The organism is Pseudomonas sp. 8 R 14 (genome assembly GCF_900005955.1).
GTDB lineage: Bacteria > Pseudomonadota > Gammaproteobacteria > Pseudomonadales > Pseudomonadaceae > Aquipseudomonas > Aquipseudomonas marginalis.
Map to the genome: position 1 here is coordinate 1 of NZ_CVTH01000087.1, position 19,846 is coordinate 19,846.

Here is a 19,846-nt window from a genome sequence, read left to right on the forward strand (position 1 = left end):
CGTACCCATTGGTCCATGCCATCCAGCAGCGCCGCGACCACCAGCTCGACCGGTTCGTCATACAGCGTCCGGCAGCGCGGGTCGTCGCCCTTGCCGACGTCGGCAGCGAGGTGTTCGGTGTGCTCGGTGCCGAGGTCGGCCAGGCGCAGGTGGGGCATGCCGGTCACTTCGTAGTAGCGAAGCTGCGGGGTGTCGGTGTCCGGGGGAAGGGGGATGCCTTCGATCACGTCGTGCATCAGTTCGGACTGGCTGTAGACCGTCACGAAGGGCACGCCTTCGGGCATCTGCCGTGGCACTCGGATCACGTCGCCGCCCACTTCGCCGTAGGCCATGCGGCCGGTCATATAGGCGTCGATCAGCGGGGTGTCGTCGGGCATGCGCCATTGCTGGTGGCGGCCCTGGTCGAGATAGTCCATCCAGACCTGCGCGGTGACGGCCCAGCTATTCACATACACGCGCTGCACATCGAGGCCTGCCAGCGGGCTCTGGGCGCCGTTGGTTTTTAGCAGCAACGCCAGTTGTGCGCCGATGCCCTGGGACTGGGGCGCAAACGGATCGGGCGCTGCGCCGCGGGTGAAGTGTGCCGGGTCGTAATAAGTGCCCAGGGGCGCATAGCGGGCAAAGTCGAAGCGGCGCATGAACTCGAAGTTGACGATCCTTCCGTACTGGGCGATCTGCTCGGCTTCGGCTGCCGGGGTATCGGCGATGAACTTGGGATCCACCGCCGGCGCGTTCACATTCAGCGTGTAGCCGACGTACGCGTAGCCGCGCCGCAGCAGATAGTCGCGGGTCAGGATCCAGCCCGCGCCACGCTCGCCGAACCAACTGAACGGTTCGATGACCACCGTGCCATTGAAGCGCGCCGGGTCGGCCGGTTTGCGTATCAGGATACGCGTGGTGTAAGGCGCTTCCAGCAGGGTTTGGCCGGCGGCGTTGATGGCCGGGGCAACGCCTTGCAGGTAGTACTCCTCTTCGACGTAGCCGTACCGGTCGAGGTCGCTGTATTCGGTGCCCGGGCGTTTTGCCGAGGACAGCGGCGGTTTGCCGGAGGGCGGCACGGCGATGGCCGTGGGCATGCGCGGCACTTCGGCGAAGGTGTTGGAGGCGATCAGCAGCGACAGCACGACGCTGATACTGATGGGGATCAGGCGTTCCATGGGTAAAGCTCCAGCAGGGGTGGATGGGTGGCGTCACTCAAGGCTCAGAGATGCCTTGCCCTCGCTGTCGATCACGATCTGGTTGTTCTCGCACACGTATTCTTGAATGGCGTAGTTGGAGCGCTTGTACTCAAACGTAAAGCGATACGGGGTATTGAGTACCTGCGGGTCTTCGATCAGGACCTGGTTTTCCAGGTGATCCGGCCCGCGCAGCCGGATGCGTTCGGTGATCTTCATCGCCGGCCCGTGGGGCACGTCGTAGAAACGCACGTCCGTTCGCACGCGCTGGGTTTCGACTACGAGCGTGTCGCCTTCCCAGTGGCCGCGGGAATGGCCCTGGTACAACGGGTCGAGCTTTTCGCTTGGCGGCATGGCCTGGTCCAGGAGAATCCGCCGCACTTGCTGGAGATACTCGCCGAGGATGATCACTTGCTTGTCATCGCGAATGATCTGGATCGGGAAGAGCGCCGCCATCATCGTCGGCATGCCCTCGGGCAGGCACCTGGAACTGGTGGTGGCAATTGGCGTGCCGGCTGCGTCGGCCACGGCTTCTTTCTTCTTGAGCTCGACGTACTCGGCGGCGTAGGGCGCCTTGAGGTCCATCGGCCCGCCGGGGTGAACCGGGTCATCGGGGTTCTCGCCGAACCAGTCATCCGGGGTTCTTTCCCAGGTGCCACTGATGTCCGGCCGGGTAGCGGCGCTGTGCTTGTCGGCCTGGGTTTTCGCTGCCGTGGCGGCGTTGCTCAGCCCGGCGAATGTCACGAGGACCACACTCAGGACGAGCATGGCGGCGTTGGCGGTGCGTGCTGGTTTCATTGAAATATCTCCGCGTTGCTGGTTTGCCCAGTTCTGTTGTTATCGCACTCGGGGAGGGATGCGTTCAGCCGCCGCCCGTGAGCACCACGTCGCCGATCTTGATCTCCACCAGCAGCCCGCCCGGCTCACCGTTTTTCAACGGCTTGTAGGACACCTCGGCGTTCTCGCCGGCCTTGATCGACTCCGCCGTCCAGCCCGTGCGCTGCAGCGCGTTGACGCTGCCGGTCTCGATCTTGAAGCGCTGGGCCGGCGGGCCGGGAACGTCGACGTAGATCGTGATGTGCGGGTTGGTCCAGGCGAAGCGCTCGACCACACCCTTGATCGTGAGCGTCTGGGTCTGGTCGAACAGCGCGAATGAATGGTGGGCGCTGGCAACAGGCGGCAAGGCGCTGCAGGTGATGAGGGTCAGAAGACAAAGCCCCTGACGGAGCAGCGGGAAGGGGGACAAAAGGGTCATGACGGTGCCTCGGGTTTTTATGGTTCTTATGGGCCCAGCATAGGGCGCGTGCGTTCCGAGGCCGTAGCCCAAAACGGCAACCATTGAAGGCACTCGGACGGTTTTGTGCGGTGGAGACCGTGTGCAACGACGAGTGGGCGCCCCGGCCCGCGCACATGCTGATTTGGGTTACCGCATGCCCGGCCCTGGCCGGAACACTCCTGCCTCGCCTCACAACTATAAAAACAGGAGAGACGTCATGCGCATTCCCCCCTACGCGCCATTACTGTCGCTGGTTGCACTCTGTGCCGCCGGCTCCCAGGCACAGGCCTATACGGTCTACAGCGAAGATGACGGTGCAACCGTTTTGAACGCTGACCTGGGCGCCGGCTTCGGCTGGTTCGGCAGCACCCGCAACTACATCGGCGACCCGCAGAAACGGCCCGGCAGCATGCGCTGGCAGGAGGGCTACGCCAAATATGGCCTCAACGGCACCACCGACAAGATCACCGCCGGTTCCGTATACGGCGGCTTCGCCCTGCTCAGCAGCGGTACATGGGGGGACGGGGACCCGGGGGCGATCACGGCGGGCAATGAGCGCAGAACTGCGGTGGAAGATGCTTTCCTGGGCTGGAGGTCCGGCGACCTGCTGCCGGCCCTGGGCCCGGACGGCGTGGATTTCTCGTTTGGGCGCCAACTGGTCACGGTGGACGGTTTCCTGATCACCGACGATGGCTTCAACCCCGGCAAGGCATTCAGCCCCATCGAGGGCGTGCGCGATGGTCGGTTCGACCGTGGAGGCGCCTTTTACCTTGGGCAGCGCCTGGCGTTCGGCAACACGGCGGTGCTGAAACTGGGCGGCAAGGAGGGGCTGCACGGCAGCCTGATATGGCTGAAATCCGAGAACCCCGGCCAGTCCAAGACCGAGCTGGCGGTAGGCACTGTCGATTACACCACACCCATTGGCTCGATCGGTTCGACCTATATTCACGGCCTGGATGTGGATGAGAAATACGCCTTCGCGGATCGGCTCGAACGCAAGGGCATGAACGTCTACAGCATTCGCGGGCAGGGCAACGCCGGGATTGAAAACGCCGACTTTGCATTCGAGGTGGCTCGCCAGGAAAAACGTTCCGGTTCGCAGCGGGCAATGTTCTTCGACGCCGGCTACACCTTTGCCGATGTGCAATGGCAACCGACCGTCAGTTATCGCTACTCGCGCTATTCCGAAGGCTGGGATTTCCTGTTCCAGGGCGGCTTTCGCAAACGCTACCAGGGTGAAATCGCAGCCAACTACGCCGGCTCGGTGACGTCGAACATGCAGATCAACGATGTGCTGCTCTCTGTCCGGCCCACCGAGAAATTGACCCTGAACGCGATGGCTTTCGACTACCACCAGCTGTCCCGTCGCAATGAGCGGGATTTCGCGGCGCGGGAGGTTGACCTGTTCCTGGATTGGATGGTCACGGATAACGTCACGTTGTCACCGTTGATCGGCCTCTATAAGCCTGAGAAATGGTTCGGTAACGGTGGCGGGCAGAGCGGCAGCGCGTCGACCAACGCGTACCTGCAGTTCATTGTGTGGGTGACGTTCTGAGTCGTCATTGACGGTTGTTGCAGGTCCCGCAGGCGTTGACGTGTCGCGTCAACGCCTGATTCATTCAGAGCATCCGGCGCAGCACGTCGTTGCGCGGATCGCGGTCGTAGAAGCGGTGCTTGAGGGCGCCTGCGACATGCAGCACGATCAGCACCAGCAGCGTGTAGGCGAGGACTTTGTGCAGCCACTGGAACACCGCGAACCAATCGTCATTCTTCGGCAACAGCTCCGGCAGGTTGACCCCGAAAAAGAACACCCCGTCGCTCATCGTAAAGGTGCTCGACATGGAGTAACCCATCAGCGGCACGATCACCAGCAGGACATACATGACGCGCTGCGTCAGGCGTGACAGGAAGCGTTCATACCCGGCCAGGGTTTCCAGCGGCTGCGGCAGCCTGGGGGTACGAAAGCGCACGGCGAGCTGAGTCAGCACCACCAGGAACGTCAACACCCCGAAGGACTTGTGCCACGGGTAATAGAGCTCGAATTTGCTCGCCACCTCATCATTCATGCCGGTCATATGCCAGCCTGCCCAGAGCAGGCCCAGCACCAGTACGGCCCGCAGCCAGTGCAACAGGCGCAGGGACGTCGGGTAGCGATCGATTGTCGGTTGATCCATTGGGTTCATATCAAGCTCTCCAGGGAGCGATGCACGGTGGAATGGCCACCCTCGACGTTGGAGGGTGGCTCGGTCAGGACAGCGCGTGTGCTCAGGCCGGCAGCAGCACGGTGATGACTTTCTCCTCGGTGTAGGCCAGCGCGCCGCTGAACCCGCCTTCACGCCCGATACCGCTGGTCTTGACGCCGCCCCAAGGCAGGTTGGCGTCCAGCGGGCTCCAGCAGTTGATACCGACGGCGCCAGCCTTTACCGCCGCCGCCACACGGTGCGCCCTGGCCAGGTCGCCGGTCCAGACCGTGGCCGCCAGGCCGTAGGTGCTGTCGTTGGCGAGGGCGATCGCTTCGTCTTCGCTGTCGAACGTGATCAGCGTGCCGACCGGCCCGAAAATCTCGTCCCGGGCGATGTCCATGTCGTTGCGGGCGTTGGCGAAGATCGTCGGGCGCACGAACCAGCCTTGCTCGGGCGTCGAGACGCCGCCGGCCAGCAGGGTTGCCCCCTGGTCGATGCCCCGCTGGATGTAACGGTTGACGCGATCGAACTGGGCTTTCTTGGCCACCGGGCCCATCTGTACCCCGGGCTCGCGCGGGTCGCCGACGTTCACTGCGTGTGCGGCCTCGGCCAGCGCGGCGCCGAAACGCTCGGCGAGGCTGCGCTGCACCAGGATCCGCGAGCCGGCGGCACACACCTGGCCCTGGTTGGCGAACAGGCCGAGTGCACAGCCGCGCAGGGCATCGTCGAAGGACGCATCGTCGAACACAATCTGCGGGCTCTTGCCGCCCAGTTCCAGGGCCACGCGCTTGAACAGCACGCCGGCCGTGCGCTGGATTTCACGCCCGGCCTCGGGGCTGCCGGTGAAGCTGATCTTGGCCACATCCGGGTGCTCGCACAGGGCGCGACCGACTTCGTTGCCGTAGCCGGTGACCACGTTGATCACACCGTCCGGGAAGCCGGCTTCCTGCGCCATCAGCGCCAGGTGCAGGGCCGACTGCGGGGTTTCCTCCGAAGGCTTGACCACCACGGTACAGCCCGCCGCCAGCAACGCGGCGAGCTTCCACACGGTGATCATCAGCGGCGAGTTCCAGGGCACGATGGCACCGACTACGCCGACGGGCTCGCGCACCGTGTACGACAGGGTTTTGGTGCCGAAGTAACCGCCGGTGGGAATGGTGCGACCTTCGAGCTGGTTGGCCCAGCCGGCGGCGGCGCGCAGGTTGGCGATCGCGTTGGGCAGGTCCATCCGGCGCGGTTCGACGGGCGAGCGGCCGATGGCATTGGCGTCCAGATCGGCCAGCCGTTCGCTGTCGCGCTCGACCAGGTCGGCCAGTTTCGCCAACAGTCGGCCACGCTGGGCGCCGCCGAGTTGGCTCCAGTCGCCCCTTTCCAGTTGGTGGCGTGCCGCCGCCACGGCACGTTCCACGTCTTCGCGGGTGCCACGGGCGGAGCTGCCATACACCTGCTCGGTCACGGGGTTGACCAGGTCGAAACGGCGACGGTCAAAGGCTTCGCAGGGCGTACCTTCGATGAAATGATTCAAGTGCTCAGTCATGTTGCGGTCCTCGAGTAGTGGGCAGGCTCACGCCTTGAGGGACGCCAGGGCGTCGCCGAAGATGTCCAGGGCCTTGAAGAACAGTTCGCGGGAGATGGTCAGCGAGGGCATCACGCGCATCACGTTGCTGTAGCGGCCGCAGGGGATCATCAGCACGCCATGGTTGAGCAGGTAGCCCATCAACTGGCCGATCTTTTCGCCCGCCAGGGGCGCCTTGGTGAGCGGATCCTCGACCAGTTCGATACCGATCATCAGGCCGCGCCCGCGCACTTCGCCGACCAGCGGGCTGTTGAAGCCGCGAATATGCGCCTGGGCTTCCAGCCCCAACGTGTGGGCGCGGTTGAGCAGGTCGAGTTGTGGATCCTGCAGGATGCTGATGTTGGTCAACGCCACGGCCGCCGACAACGAGTTGGCGGCAAAGGTGTTGGGCATCGAGCCGTCGGGAATCTTGGCCGCCAGGTCCGAACGCATGATCAGCCCGGCCATGGGCAGGTCGCTGCCGATGCCCTTGCCGAAGGTGAGCATGTCGGGCTTCACGCCGGAATGTTCGACCGCCCACATCTTGCCGGTGCGTCCTGCGCCGGATTGCACTTCATCGACAATCAGCAATGTGCCGCTGCGGTCGCAGGCCTGGCGCAGCAATTGCAGGAATTCCGGCGAGGGTGGCACGTAGCCGCCTTCGCCCTGCACCGGCTCCACGATCACGGCCGCCACGTCATCGGCGGCGGTGTAGGGGGTGTTCAACAGGTAGTCGATGTACTCGCCGGCGATCTGCTCGGCGCTTTTGTGGGTGGTGTCGAAGGGGAAACGGTAGGCGTACGGGTAGGGCGCGTGGATCACGCCCCCCATCTGGGCACCGAAGCCCTTGCGGTAGGCGGTGCCGGTGGTCAGCGCGCCCGAGGCATGCCACACGCCGTGGTAGCCGCCATGGAAGGCGATGATCTGGTGGCGTCCGGTAATGCGCCGGGCAAACTTGATCGCGGCCTCCAGCGCATCGCTGCCGCTCTGGGTGAAAAAGGTCACGCAGTCGCCACGCAAGCCATCGGGGGCGATCTCGGAGAGCTTGGCCGCCAATTCGGTGCGCCGCGTGCTGTTGATTTCCAGGGCGTGCATCAGCACTTCGGACTGTTCGCGAATCGCCTGCACCACTTTGGGGTGGCAGCGGCCGACGCTGCTGACACCGACGCCGGCGGACAGGTCAATGTAGGTGTTGCCGTCGGGGTCTTTGAAGGTCGCACCGAAGGCGCGGTCCATGGCCACCGGCATGCGGCCGCCGCCGCGTGCCATCGACTCGGTGCGCGCCGACAGCGCCAGGGCCTCGCGGGTCTTGGGGCCGGGCAGTGTGCCGGAGACAATGTGCGGGGCATCCGCGAAGTGCAGGGCTTGAAAGTTGGCTTCACTCATGACGGTCTCTCTGGAATGTCGATTTAAGTGTGCCGATCATCTCCGCCGCGGGTTCCCGGCCGGTAGCCCGAATCGGCACATGAGACGCGGGCATTCCAGCGCATAAACAATTTGCAGGATGTGACCGATGTGCGAGTATCAAAGGCATCGGCGATCTAAAAACAAGAATGTTGGTAGAGGCACACCCCCCAATGAAAAACCAGACGATCAGCCATTTCCGCGATATCCACGTCCACGCAGCCACCATCCAACAGTGGAGCCAGGACTACAGCCAGCTCACCGCCGGTTCGGCCGAGAGTTCGCTGATGCAACTGACGACGACCGGTTGCCACCTGTTCCTCGAGCAGATCAACCAGCGTGTGGTGCAGAACGGCGTGGCGCCTCGCGACAAGATGTGCTTTGCGGTGCCGATCAATGTGCCCGGCTCGGTTCGCATGCAGGGCCGCGAGGTGGATGACAGCAGCCTGTTCTTCCTCCACGGTGGCGAGGAGTTCATGTTCCATATGCCGATGGGCATGGAGCTTTTGTCCATTACCTTTGAGCGTGAATTGTTCGAAGAGGCGCTGGAACAGACGGCGTCGGCGAAAGAACTCAATCGGTTGCTGCGCCAACCGGTGATAAAGGTGTCGCCCCAGCGTTTCGCCCAGGCCCGGCGTCGATTGCTGGCATTGTTCTCCGAGGCCCTGGTAAACGATGACCTCGACTACACGCGCGAGCGTGAGTCGGCGCTGGAACAAGCCATGCTCGGCGAGCTGCTGCAACTGATGACCGACCCGGCCTGTGACAAGCAGCAGCGCAGCCCCAGTTCCACGCGCAGCTTTATCGTCGAGAAATGTCATCGCCTGGCCACGACCGAAATGATCAACGTGCCCAGCGTGATCGATTTGTGCCAGCGTCTCCAGGTGAGTCGGCGCACGGTGCAGAACAGCTTCCGCTCGGTCGCCGAGACCACACCGCTGAATTACCTGCGCTCAGTGAGGCTCAACGGCGTACGCCGAACCTTGATGTCTACCCGGGCATCCGAGCTGTCGATTGGGGATGCCGCCGCCCAGTGGGGCTTCTATCACCTGAGCCATTTTGCCGCGGAGTACCAGGAGCTGTTCGCGCAGTTGCCGTCCCACACGACCCGCGCCGCCATTACCGGCAACGTGCGAGCCTGAACCCAAGCCTTTAGCAAGATCGGAATCAGCCTGCGTCGTCCGCTCGGGATGTGCAGGTGTTTCGCCGTGGGCGCTTGCGTTACCGATTTGGGATACCGGCACGCTGTCGGGCAGGCATAGGATCGATGCCAGCGTGCAACAACAACGACAAGCTATTCGGTACCGGTCGACAGCCGGCTGCACCGATCCTACAGCGACTGCCTCATACAATAAGGTCAACAGCATGAGTGTATCCAACTCGATCAACAGCTCCACGGAGCTCAAGCGTGGCGCCCTGGGTGTGGGCTTTATCATCTTCTTCGTGGTATCGGCGGCAAGCCCGCTGAGTGTGATCGCCGGCGGCTTCCCCATCGGCATCATGCTGGGTAACGGCGCGGGCACCCCGACGTTGCTGATCCTGGCCTTGCTGGTGCTGCTGGCGTTCTCGGTGGGCTACACCACCATGGCGCGCCACCTGACCAATGCCGGCGGTTTCTACGCGTTCACCGCCCGTGGGCTGGGCGGCCTGGCCGGTGGCGCGGCCGGGGTGCTGGCGATGTTTGCCTATAACATCCTGCAGGTCGGCTTGTACGGCATGTTCGGCGGGGTAGTCAGCGGCACCATGGAAGCCGCCTTCGGCCTGGTGCTGCCGTGGTGGTCCTATTCGCTGATGGCGATGGCAAGTATCGCGATCCTGGGGTATCGCAAGATCGACCTGTCCGCGCGGGTATTGTCGGTGATGGTGATCGCCGAGTACCTGGCGATCCTGGTCCTGGATTTCGCCATTCTCAAGTCCGGTGGCGACAGCGGCATCAACCTGGATTCGTTCAGCAGCCGCCATGTGTTCAGCGGCACGCCGTCAATCGGCCTGCTGTTTTGCTTCGCCGCCTTTATCGGCTTCGAGGCCACCACCATCTACGGTGAAGAAGCCCGGGACCCGCAGCGCACCATTCCGATTGCGACCTACTGCTCGGTGTTGCTGATCGGCGGTTTCTACGCGTTGTCGGTGTGGTCGATGGTGGTGGGCGTGGGCGCGGACAAGATCGTGCCGATGCTGCAGGCCTTGCAGGACCCGACTACGTTTATCTATGGCATGTCCGACCACTTTGTCGGCCCGCAACTGACCCAGGTTATCCGGGTGCTGTTTATGGTCAGCATCTATGCCGGCCTGCTGGCCTTTCACAACGCCGCCGCGCGTTACTTCTACGCCATCGGCCGTGACGGCTTGTTGCACAGCCAGTTGGGCACCACCCATCGCGTGCACCAGAGCCCGCATATGGGCTCGGCCTTGCAGAGCCTGATCTCGGCCGTGGTGGTGTTGATTTTCGCGGCGCTGGATGCCGATCCGATCCTGCAGCTGTTTGCCTGGCTGTCCAACCTGGCCACACTGTGCGTGATACTGCTGATGGCGCTGACCTCGGCCGCGGTGCTGGTGTTCTTCCGGCGCCATCCGCAGCTCAAGGTCGGGCTCTGGCGTGGGCAGATCCTCCCCGGTTTCTCGTGCCTGGCGCTCGTGGCCGTGCTGGTGCTGGCGGTGGTGCATTTCGATGTGCTGACCGGTGCCAGCCAACTGCTGTCCTACGGCCTCTGCGCGATCATTCCCCTGGCGTTGCTGGGCGGTGTATTCCTCGCGGCGCGGCTGCGCAAGGCGTCGCCACAGCGGTTCCTGGCCTTGGGCAGCCACAAGCTTTAAGGCGTGGGCGGTGGTGCCTGCCTGCTCAGCCTGACCAGCAGCGCGTGGTCAAGGCTGTCGAAGGGTCAACCAGGCTGGAATGACCACGCCTGCCGAGTAGGCCCCGCTGGAAATAATCCCGAGGATCAGCCAGCGGCGTGGATAAATCATGGGGGAACTCAATGTTGGAGAGTTGAAAGGCGGCCACCGCAGCTCAGTCAGGCGGCACGCCATTACACGCGGAAATGCCCGACCAGCTGTTGTTGGTGATTGGCCATCTGATGCAATGCGTCACTGGCCTGCGACGCCTCGTGCATGCGCCCGGCGAGTGTTTCGCTGATACCGCGGATGTCGCTGACGCGATGGCTGATATCGTCCACCACGCTGCTCTGCTCCAGGGCCGCACTGGCGATCTGCTGATTCATCTGTTCGATCACATCCACGGCCTGGGAAATATGCCCCAGCGCCACCCGGGTCTGTTGCACCTGGAGCACGCTGCCGCCGGCTTGCTCGCGGCTCAGTTGGGTACTGTGCACCACCGCCTGGCTCAACTGTTGCAACGTTTCGATCACCGTGCGCACCTGTTCGACCGAACTCTGGGTGTTGCTGGCCAGGTGCCTGACTTCATCGGCCACCACCGCAAAACCGCGACCCTGCTCGCCGGCACGGGCCGCTTCGATGGCCGCATTCAACGCCAGCAGGTTGGTCTGTTGCGCGATGGCGCTGATCACGTCCAGTACCTGACCGATCTGGTTGCTGCTGTCGGCCAGGGCGTTGACTTGCTGGAGGGTGGTTTCCAGGCGTTGGTCGAGGGCCTCGATGCTGCGTTCGGCGGTGGAGAACACCGCCTGGCCTGAGCGGCTCGCGTTTTCGGCGGCGGTGGCGGCGTCGGCGGCGCTGTGGGAGTGACGGGCGACTTCCTGGGCACTGGCGCTCATTTCGTGCAGCGCGGTGGCGGCCAGCTCCACTTCGCGGTATTGGCGCTGCATGCCGGCGCTGACTTCGCGGGCAATGCCGGACGAGGTGTCGGCGCTGTCGCGGGTGTCCAGGGACGCGGTCTGGATGGCGCGAATAATCGGCTGCAAGGTGTCGAGGAAACGGTTGAAACCATTGGCCAGGCGGCCCAGCTCGTCGCGTCGCCCGACGGGCAGGCGCTGGGTCAGGTCCCCGTCGCCTTCGACAATGGCATCGAGCAGCTCGGCCATCTTCAGCAATGGGCGAGTCACGCCGTAGGCCGCCAGCCAGATCAGCAGCATCCCAAGGCTGCTGGCCAGGATGCCCAGGCCAAGGTTGAGCCAATTGGACTCACGGCTTTTGTCGTCCAGTTCGCTCTGCATCTGCCGGGCGGACGCCTGCACCCGCGACTGCGGGACCTTGATCTGCAGTTGCCAGGCTGGGGTGCCCGCTGCCGTTTGCACGGATTGGCGGATGTCCAGGGTTTCCCCCGCGACATCGCCGCTGCGTCCCGCCACTTGACCCGAAGCCGACACCAGGGTGACCTGGCTGTCGCCCTGGTAGAGGTCCTGGCTGAGGTTGGCGGCCAGTTTCTGCAAGGTGTCGAGGCTGATGTCCATGCCCACCACGCCGAGCACGTTGCCGTCGACGATCAGGGGGATGGAAATGCTGCTCATCAGGGCTTTGTGGCCTTCCACTTCGATGGTGTACGGCTCGACCACACACACCTGTCGTTGCGCCTGAGGGCAGGCGTACCAGGCGTTTGCCGGTGCGCTGCCGGGGGGCGCAGTGTTGGCGGCGATTTGTGTCTCGCTCAACACCTCCTGCACCAGTTGCCCCGGCTGGCTCTGGGACCAGTACAGCGCAAAGCGCCCGGTTTCATTGCCGGCCAGGGCGCGTTGGTCGCGCCAGTCGGCGTCGCTGCCGGCCAGGGCATCGGGCAGCATGATCACGTACAGGCCGAGGACTTTTTCGCGCTGCCTGAGGGCTTCTCGGGCGATGCCGACCAGGGCTTGACGCAATTGCACGACCGTCAGGCGTCCATTGAGGGTTTGCTCGCGCAGTTGCAGAACCTGCTGGGCGAACCCTTCGCCATACAGCGCGGTTTCATTGAAAAAACGCTCCACCTGTTGGCCATGAGCCACGGCCTGGGCCTGCAAGCGTTCCAGCGCGGCCTGTGTCAGCAAAGCGCTGCTCTGCTCCTTAAGCAGCTTTGCACTGGTTTGATTCTGGTAGGCGCTGGCGCCAATCAGCGCGCCCACGACTGCCAGCAGGCAAAGTCCGCTCAGCAGGGTGATACGCCATTGGAGGGTGAGATGGGTTGGACGCATGGCTGGGGCTTCCTACGGGGGGCGTTGGCTGTGATGGGCGCGTTCTTATTCTTGTTGCGGCATCCGCGCATAGCACGGGTGAGGCTAGGGTGCGGGCATGACAGGCCGGGCGGCTATCCCAAATCGGCAACAGCGCGAGGAGGGATCGGGCGGCCCCGACCTGTTTTGGGGCGGGGCTTTGGATGCTACCGATTTGGGATAGCGAGCCGTTCCAGGGCGGGCATAGGATCAAATTCAGCGCGCAACTAAAACAAAACGCTAACCGGTGCCGATGCGGTGTGGTCGGGCCAACCCTAAAGCGACTGCCTCATACAATAAGGTCAACAACATGAGTGTATCTATCCCGGTCAACAGCTCTACGGAGCTCAAGCGCGGTGCCCTGGGTGTGGGCTTCATCATCTTCTTCGTGATATCGGCGGCAAGCCCGCTCAGTGTGATCGCCGGCGGTTTCCCGATCGGCATCATGCTGGGCAACGGTGCCGGTACCCCGGCTTTGCTGATCCTGGCCTTGCTGGTGCTGCTGGCGTTCTCGGTGGGCTACACCACCATGTCGCGCCACGTGACCAATGCCGGTGGCTTTTACGCGTTCACGTCCCGTGGCCTGGGTGGCCTGGCGGGCGGTGCCGCCGGGGTGCTGGCGATGTTCGCCTATAACATCCTGCAGGTCGGCTTGTACGGGATGTTCGGTGGCGTGGTCAGTGGCACCATGGAAGCCGCCTTTGGCCTGGTGCTGCCCTGGTGGGCCTACTCGCTGATGGCGATGGTGAGCATCGCGATCCTGGGCTATCGCAAGATTGACCTGTCGGCACGGGTGCTGTCGGTGGTGGTGATCGCCGAGTACCTGGCGATCCTGGTCCTGGACTTCGCCATCCTCAAGTCCGGCGGCGACAGCGGCATCAACCTGGACTCGTTCAGCAGCCGTCATGTGTTCAGTGGTACGCCGTCAATCGGCTTGCTGTTCTGTTTCGCCGCCTTTATCGGCTTCGAGGCAACGACCATCTACGGTGAAGAGGCCAGGAATCCCAAGCGCAGTATTCCGATTGCGACCTACTGTTCGGTGTTGCTGATCGGTGGTTTCTACGCGCTGTCGGTATGGTCGATGGTGGTGGGGGTGGGGTCGGACAAGATCGTGCCGCTGCTGCAGTCCTTGCAGGACCCAACCACGTTTATCTATGGCATGTCCGACCACTTTGTCGGCCCGCAACTCACCCAGATTATCCGCGTGCTGTTCATGGTCAGTATCTATGCCGGGCTGTTGGCCTTTCACAACGCCGCCGCGCGTTACTTCTACGCCATCGGCCGCGACGGTCTGTTGCACAGCCTGCTGGGCACCACCCATCGCGTGCACCAGAGCCCGCATATGGGCTCGGCGTTGCAGAGTTTGATCGCTGCGGTCGTGGTGCTGATATTTGCCGCGATGGATGCCGATCCGATCCTGCAACTGTTTGCCTGGCTGTCCAACCTGGCCACGTTGTGCGTGATCCTGTTGATGGCGCTGACCTCGGTGTCGGTGTGCGTCTACTTCCATCGGCATCCCGAGCTGAAGGTCGGGCTGTTGCGTGGACGGATCCTGCCCGGTATTTCGTGCCTGGCGCTGGTGATGGTGCTGGTGTTGGCGGTGGTGCATTTCGATGTGCTGACCGGTGCCAGCCAACTGCTGTCCTACAGCCTCTGCGCGATTATTCCGGCGGCCTTGATCATCGGCATCGTGCTCGCCGCGCGACTGCGCAACAGCTCGCCGCAACGCTTCCTGGCCTTGGGCAGCCACAAGCTTTAAGGCCCTCGCGTTTTTATCGCTCGACTAACCAGACAATCGCAGCCTGCCGTTGCTCGGCATGGCGCGCCAGCGTGTGAAAGGAAGGTTTCAAATGCACAACTATAAAATGCTCATCGATGGGATCCAGGTGGCCGGTGAAGAAGGCCGGTTCGATGTGATCAACCCGGCCACCGGGGCCGTGTTCGCCCAGTGCCCGGCCGGTTCCCTGGGGCAACTCGACCAGGCGGTGAACGCCGCGCAGTTGGCCTTCAAGAGCTGGCGCCACAGCAGCCACCCTGATCGCTGTGAACGTTTGTTGGCGATTGCCGCCGATATCGAGCAGGAGGCCCCATCACTGGCCCGGCTGATTGTGCTGGAACAGGGCAAGCCGCTGGAGCTGGCCTTTTCCGAGGTCATGGGCGCCGCCGCCTGGACCCGCTACGCGGCCGGGCAGGAAATTGCGGTGGAACGGGTGGAAGAAACGCCCACCCAGCGCATTGAGCTGCACCGCAAACCCTTGGGCGTGGTGGCGTCGATCACCCCCTGGAACTGGCCGTTCATGATCGCCGTCTGGCACATCATGCCGGCGCTGCGTGCCGGCAACTGCGTGATCAGCAAACCGTCGAGCCTGACGCCGCTGAGCACCCTGGGCCTGGCCGACATCATTGCCCGGCATGTGCCCCGTGGCGTGATCAACTGCGTGACCGGCGAGCAGGGCTTCGGCAGTGCGATCACCTCGCACCCGGGGATCCAGAAGATCGTGTTCACCGGTTCCACCGCCACCGGGCAAAGCGTGATGCGCGGTGCCGCCAGCAACCTCAAGCGCCTGACCCTGGAACTGGGCGGTAACGACGCCGCCATCGTGTTGCCCGGCACGCCGGTGGAGGCGGTGGCCGAGGCGATCTTCCAGGCGGCCTTTCTCAACATGGGCCAGACCTGTGCTGCGCTCAAGCGCCTGTATATCCATGAGTCGCAGTACGAGGCTTTTGCCGACGCGCTGACGCATATTGCGGCGCGCCAGGTCGTGGGCGACGGCCTGGACGCCGGTGTCACCTTCGGGCCGGTGCAGAACCTTGAGCAACTGGAACTGGTGGAAGCCCTGGTCGATGACGCACGTGCCAACGGTGCGCGGGTGTTGTGCGGCGGTGCGCGTCTGGACCACCCCGGGTTCTTCTATCCGCCCACCCTGGTGGCGGACGTGACCGACGGCCATCGCCTGGTGGACGAAGAACAGTTCGGCCCGGTGTTGCCGTTGATTGCCTACCGGGATGTCGAGGATGTCCTGAAGCGCGCCAATGCCGGTGACATGGGCCTCGGCGGCTCGGTCTGGGGGCCGGATGTCGAGCAGGCCCAGGCCTTGGCCAGTCGCCTGGAGAGTGGTGTGGCGTGGGTCAACTGCCACGCTCAGATCCAGCCGAACACGCCGTTTGGCGGCAGTAAGATGTCGGGGTTCGGTGTCGAGTTCGGTCTGGAGGGGCTGCTGGAGTTCACGGGGCAGCAACTGTTGTTTGTGCGCAAGCAGGCTGTCGAAGAAGGAGTTTGAGCCATGCGTTATCTATCCCGTCATCCCGTATTCGGTTGCACGCTTGTGTGCACCCTGGCGCTCGGCGCTATCAGTCAGGTGCACGCTTATGAGCTGTACAGCGATGAGAGCCGTCACCTCAACGCCGACATGACCGCGGTGTTCGGTCAGTTCAACAGTCGCAAGAACTACGATGGCACGCCGGGCGGCTCCAGTTGGCGTGAAGGCTTTATCAAGTATGGCTTGAGTGGCGACCAGGCACTCGGCGGCATTGGCCGCGCCTACGGGGCATTTGCCCTGGTCAGCTCCGCCACGTGGGGCGATGGCGATCCGGGTGGCAACAGCCTCGGCACCGAGCGCACCACGAAGATTGAAGACGCCTACCTGGGCTGGCGCTCCGGCGATCTGTTCCCGGCGCTCGGTCAAGACGGCGTGGATATTTCCGGCGGGCGCCAGGTGGTCAAGGTCGGCCGAGGGTTCCTGATCAACGACGATGGGCTGAACCCGGGCAAGGGCCCGGCGGATGGCACCTTGAACCGTGGGGGCGCCTACTACCTGGCGGCCCGGCACGCGTTCGACCAAACCGCGGTGGTGCGCCTGGGGGGGCAGGATGGCCTGCACGGCAGTGTGCTGTGGCTCAAGTCCGATAACCGTATCCAGGCCGAAACCGTACTGGCCGCCGCGACCCTGGACTACACCGCCCGGCCGGGGACGCTCGGCTTGACCTGGGTGCACGGCCTGGACGTGAACGATCAATGGGCCAGCGACTTTCAACGCCAGCGCAAGGGCATGAATGTCTACAGCGTGCGCGGTGAGGGCGATGCGGGCATCCCCAACGTCAGCCTGGCCTTCGAGTACGCCTGGCAGGACAAGGACGCGGGGCCAGAAAAAGCCTGGTACGGCGAAGCGGGCTACACCTTCGCCGATATCGCCTGGGCGCCCAAGGTGACGTATCGCTACACCCGCTATTCGCAGAACTGGGACGCACTGTTCACCGGCCAGAGCACGGGCTACGGCACCTGGTTCCAGGGCGAAGTGGCCGGCAACTACGCCGGGCCGTTCAACACCAATACCCGCATCCACCATGTCGGGCTGAAGGCAACCCCACTGGAAAACCTGAGCCTGGGCGCGCTGTATTTCGACTACGCCACCGTGCGCAAAAGCAACGCGTTGAACCTCGATGGCCGTGAGTTGGATGTGTATGCCGAGTGGGCGGTCAACCCGCACTTGATCATCACCCCGCTGGTGGGGCTGTACACACCCAGGCAGGACGCGACCACCGGGGGCAACCAGGTCGGCGGCAACGGCACCAACCTGTACAGCCAGTTGACGGTGGCCGTGCCGTTCTGAGCATGACGCCTAGGGGGCGGCGTGGCTCGGCGGGTTGCGCATGTTTTCGGCAATCCGCCGGGTGGTGTCCATGACCATTTCGATCACGGTTTCCTGGCGCAGCAGCTTGAAGTTCTGGGTGGTGCCGACGGCCGACAGGCTGCCGACCACCTCGTCGAGGTCCGCCTGGATGATCGGCGCAGCGATACCGGTCAGGCCCAGGTTGAGTTCGTCGTGGGTCAGGCAGTAGCCGTCCTTGCGGATTTTTTTCGCGGCCCTGGAGAAGCCCGCCCAGTCATACGGGCTGTCCGGGTCGTTGGCCATGTGCTCGTCGAACAGGCGTTGCAGGCGGCGTCCTTTCTGGAAGGCGATCAAGACCTTCGATTGTGCCCCGCGGAAAAACGGCAACGGTTGCCCGCGCCCGAACGCGAAGTGATAGGTGTCGGTGGGTTCGGCGATGTAGGTGTTGATGATGCGACCGTCGTAAAACACGCTGGCGAACACCGCCAGGCCCGTTTGCGCCGACAGCTCGTGCATCAGCTCGCGCCCGGCGAGAAGGATCGGGTCGTACTGGCGCATCATCCAGTCCAGCTCGATGACCCGCGGGCCCAGGCCGTAGCTGCCGGCGTCCACGCGGGTCAGCAGGCCGGCGTCACACAAATCCTTGACGTAGCGGTACACGGTCGCCCGTGACAGGCCCATGCGCTCGGCAATGGTGTCGGGGTCGATCTTCAGCATTTGCGGACCGAACAGGTCGAGGATGCTCAGCAATTTGCTCAGGCTGCTCATTGTGTTCCTAAAAGAAAGGGAAGGGCGCTTGTGGCGGCCCCACGGGGAGCCGGTTGCCCAAGCGCTGGCGCAACACTACCGCAGTGAGAGAAAAACGCAATCGCGGGTTAGCTTTTGAGGCTATTAAAATCTCATTAATCTCATTAAATGAGAAAAACACTAATAAAATGCTTGTTGGTTGCGGATTTGTATGTGATAAATCTCAGCACTGCAAATGCTCAAGCAAGAGGGCTGAAAATGAATGGTGCGCAACTGATAGTGAATGCGGCAGCGGCAAGCGGTATCGAGTACTGCTTCGCCAACCCCGGGACCACCGAGATTCCCCTGGTGGCTGCCATGGCCAGCGCACCTGCTCTCAAGCCGGTGTTGTCGCTGTTCGAAGGGGTCTGCACGGGGGCTGCGGACGGCTATGGCCGGATCGCCGGCAAGCCGGCCATGACCCTGACCCACCTGGGGCCGGGCTTTGCCAATGGCATCGCCAACCTGCACAACGCGCGTCGGGCCAATACGCCGATCGTCAACGTCATCGGCGATCACGCCTCCTGGCATGTCAACTACGATCCGCCCTTGGCCAGCGACATCCAGGCCCTGGCCGGCACCGTCTCTGGCTGGGTGCGCACCTCGCGCACCGCTGCCGGTATCGGTGAGGATCTGCAGGAAGCCGTGCGTGCGGCCTGGCAGGCCAAAGGCCAGATCGCCAGCCTGATCCTGCCCATGGACCTGCAGGCCCACGCAGTGACCCATAACGGTGTATTCGCACCTCTGCGCGCGCCGGTTCGTCGGTTTGCCGGTGACCGGGTCGAAACCGTGGCGCAGGCATTGCGTGACGGCAAGCGGCTGGTGTTTATCGTCGGCGATGAGGGCTTGTCGGTCGCCGGCCTGGAAGCGGCGGGACGCCTGGCGCAACTGCCCGGTGTGCGCCTGTTTGCCGAGACCTTTCCGCGCCTGAGCTACCGTGGCGGTGGCTTGCCCGACCTGGATCGCCTGCCGTATTTCCCTGAAGTGGCGATTGAAATCCTTGAGCAGTACGACCTGGTCATCTGTGCGGGCGTGCCGGAGCCCATCAGTTATTTTGGCTACGAAGGCATCCCGTCGCGCCTCGCCGAGCGTGAGCGCCTGCTGAGCCTGGCCGAGGTCGGTGACGATGTCGCCGGCGCGTTGACGGCGCTGGCCGATGCCCTGGCTGCACCGGCCTACGTGCCGACGCCGGAGGGCATCGAACTGCCGCCCGGCCATGCCGAACTGACACCGCAGTCCATTGGCCAAGTGCTGGCCGCGTCACTGCCCCACGACAGCATTGTCTCGGTCGAGGGCGGCACCTGCGGCTACCCCTTCTTTACCGCCTCCGCCAACGCCGCGCGGCATCGGGTATTGACCAATACCGGTGGCGCGATCGGCCAGGGGATTCCGGTGGGCTTCGGCGCCGCTTTGGCGGAACGCGGCAATAGCGTGTTTTGCCTGCAATCCGACGGCAGTGCCCAGTACACCATCCAGACCCTGTGGAGCATCGCCCGCGAGCAGTTGCCGGTGGTGATCCTGATTGCCGCCAACCATCGTTACGCGATTTTGCAGAACGAACTGCGCCGTTTCGGCATGACCGAAATGGACCCCCAGGCCCTGCGCCTGACCGTGCTCGACAACCCGCGTATCGACTGGAAGGCCCTGGCCAAAGGCTACGGAGTACCGGCCTGCACGGTCCAGACCAATGCCGAACTGCAACGGGCCCTGGCCAATGCCAAGGCCGACCGTGGCCCTTGCCTGATCGAAATGGCGCTGTGA

At 63.7% G+C, this 19,846-nt stretch carries 15 protein-coding genes and 1 pseudogene; 7 read left to right on the top strand and 9 right to left on the bottom strand.

Annotated features, from left to right (window positions below):
• The 3 genes from BFQ01_RS25580 to BFQ01_RS25590 form a co-directional block, all read right to left on the bottom strand.
• On the bottom strand, positions 1–1,157 hold a 1,157-nt coding region (locus tag BFQ01_RS25580), incomplete at its 3' end, for an alpha/beta hydrolase domain-containing protein (RefSeq protein WP_065927421.1).
• Positions 1,158–1,190: 33 nt separating this feature from the next.
• Positions 1,191–1,973 carry a hypothetical protein gene (locus BFQ01_RS25585; protein WP_065927422.1) on the bottom strand — a complete coding sequence of 261 codons (783 nt, stop codon included), beginning with the start codon at positions 1,971–1,973 and terminating at the stop codon, positions 1,191–1,193.
• 64 nt (positions 1,974–2,037) lie between these two features.
• Positions 2,038–2,430 carry a DUF6152 family protein gene (locus BFQ01_RS25590; RefSeq protein WP_065927423.1) on the bottom strand — a complete coding sequence of 131 codons (393 nt, stop codon included), beginning with the start codon at positions 2,428–2,430 and terminating at the stop codon, positions 2,038–2,040.
• 238 nt (positions 2,431–2,668) lie between these two features.
• Here BFQ01_RS25590 and BFQ01_RS25595 point away from each other — a divergent pair, with 238 nt between their 5' ends.
• The gene (locus tag BFQ01_RS25595) at positions 2,669–4,006 is read left to right on the top strand and encodes a hypothetical protein (protein ID WP_065927424.1); all 1,338 of its coding nucleotides are present in this window, start codon (positions 2,669–2,671) and stop codon (positions 4,004–4,006) included.
• A 64-nt stretch (positions 4,007–4,070) separates the two neighbouring features.
• Here the strand turns inward: BFQ01_RS25595 and BFQ01_RS25600 are convergent, their stop codons facing one another.
• From BFQ01_RS25600 to BFQ01_RS25610, 3 genes are all read right to left on the bottom strand, one after another.
• Entirely contained in the window at positions 4,071–4,634 is a 564-nt protein-coding gene (locus tag BFQ01_RS25600; protein WP_027606691.1) for a cytochrome b, read from the bottom strand.
• An 82-nt stretch (positions 4,635–4,716) separates the two neighbouring features.
• Positions 4,717–6,171 carry an aldehyde dehydrogenase family protein gene (locus BFQ01_RS25605; RefSeq protein WP_065927425.1) on the bottom strand — a complete coding sequence of 485 codons (1,455 nt, stop codon included), beginning with the start codon at positions 6,169–6,171 and terminating at the stop codon, positions 4,717–4,719.
• Between the two features lie 27 nt (positions 6,172–6,198).
• Positions 6,199–7,575, bottom strand: a complete 1,377-nt coding sequence (locus BFQ01_RS25610; RefSeq protein WP_065927426.1) for an aspartate aminotransferase family protein — start codon at positions 7,573–7,575, stop codon at positions 6,199–6,201.
• A gap of 191 nt (positions 7,576–7,766) precedes the next feature.
• On the opposite strand from BFQ01_RS25610, the gene BFQ01_RS25615 reads away from it, so the two are divergent.
• Positions 7,767–8,735 (top strand): helix-turn-helix domain-containing protein, encoded by a 969-nt coding sequence (locus tag BFQ01_RS25615; RefSeq protein ID WP_065927427.1) that lies wholly within the window; start codon positions 7,767–7,769, stop codon positions 8,733–8,735.
• Between the two features lie 223 nt (positions 8,736–8,958).
• Positions 8,959–10,407, top strand: a complete 1,449-nt coding sequence (locus BFQ01_RS25620) for an APC family permease (protein ID WP_065927428.1) — start codon at positions 8,959–8,961, stop codon at positions 10,405–10,407.
• 212 nt (positions 10,408–10,619) lie between these two features.
• On the opposite strand, the gene BFQ01_RS33465 is transcribed toward BFQ01_RS25620, so the two are convergent.
• Positions 10,620–11,375, bottom strand: coding sequence for a methyl-accepting chemotaxis protein (locus BFQ01_RS33465; RefSeq protein WP_370671276.1), 756 nt, complete (start codon positions 11,373–11,375; stop codon positions 10,620–10,622).
• A gap of 102 nt (positions 11,376–11,477) precedes the next feature.
• Positions 11,478–12,671: pseudogene (locus BFQ01_RS33470) on the bottom strand (HAMP domain-containing protein); the annotation flags it as partial.
• Positions 12,672–12,999: 328 nt separating this feature from the next.
• Between BFQ01_RS33470 and BFQ01_RS25630 the strand changes: the two are divergent.
• From BFQ01_RS25630 to BFQ01_RS25640, 3 genes are all read left to right on the top strand, one after another.
• Positions 13,000–14,448, top strand: a complete 1,449-nt coding sequence (locus BFQ01_RS25630) for an APC family permease (RefSeq protein WP_065927430.1) — start codon at positions 13,000–13,002, stop codon at positions 14,446–14,448.
• Between the two features lie 91 nt (positions 14,449–14,539).
• Positions 14,540–15,970 (top strand): aldehyde dehydrogenase family protein, encoded by a 1,431-nt coding sequence (locus BFQ01_RS25635; protein ID WP_065927431.1) that lies wholly within the window; start codon positions 14,540–14,542, stop codon positions 15,968–15,970.
• Positions 15,971–15,973: 3 nt separating this feature from the next.
• The gene (locus tag BFQ01_RS25640) at positions 15,974–17,299 is read left to right on the top strand and encodes a hypothetical protein (protein WP_176718765.1); all 1,326 of its coding nucleotides are present in this window, start codon (positions 15,974–15,976) and stop codon (positions 17,297–17,299) included.
• Between the two features lie 9 nt (positions 17,300–17,308).
• On the opposite strand, the gene BFQ01_RS25645 is transcribed toward BFQ01_RS25640, so the two are convergent.
• On the bottom strand, positions 17,309–18,067 hold the full coding sequence (locus BFQ01_RS25645) for an IclR family transcriptional regulator (RefSeq protein ID WP_065927432.1): 759 nt from the start codon (positions 18,065–18,067) through the stop codon (positions 17,309–17,311).
• A 237-nt stretch (positions 18,068–18,304) separates the two neighbouring features.
• Between BFQ01_RS25645 and BFQ01_RS25650 the strand changes: the two genes are divergently transcribed.
• The gene (locus BFQ01_RS25650; protein WP_065927433.1) at positions 18,305–19,846 is read left to right on the top strand and encodes an acetolactate synthase large subunit; all 1,542 of its coding nucleotides are present in this window, start codon (positions 18,305–18,307) and stop codon (positions 19,844–19,846) included.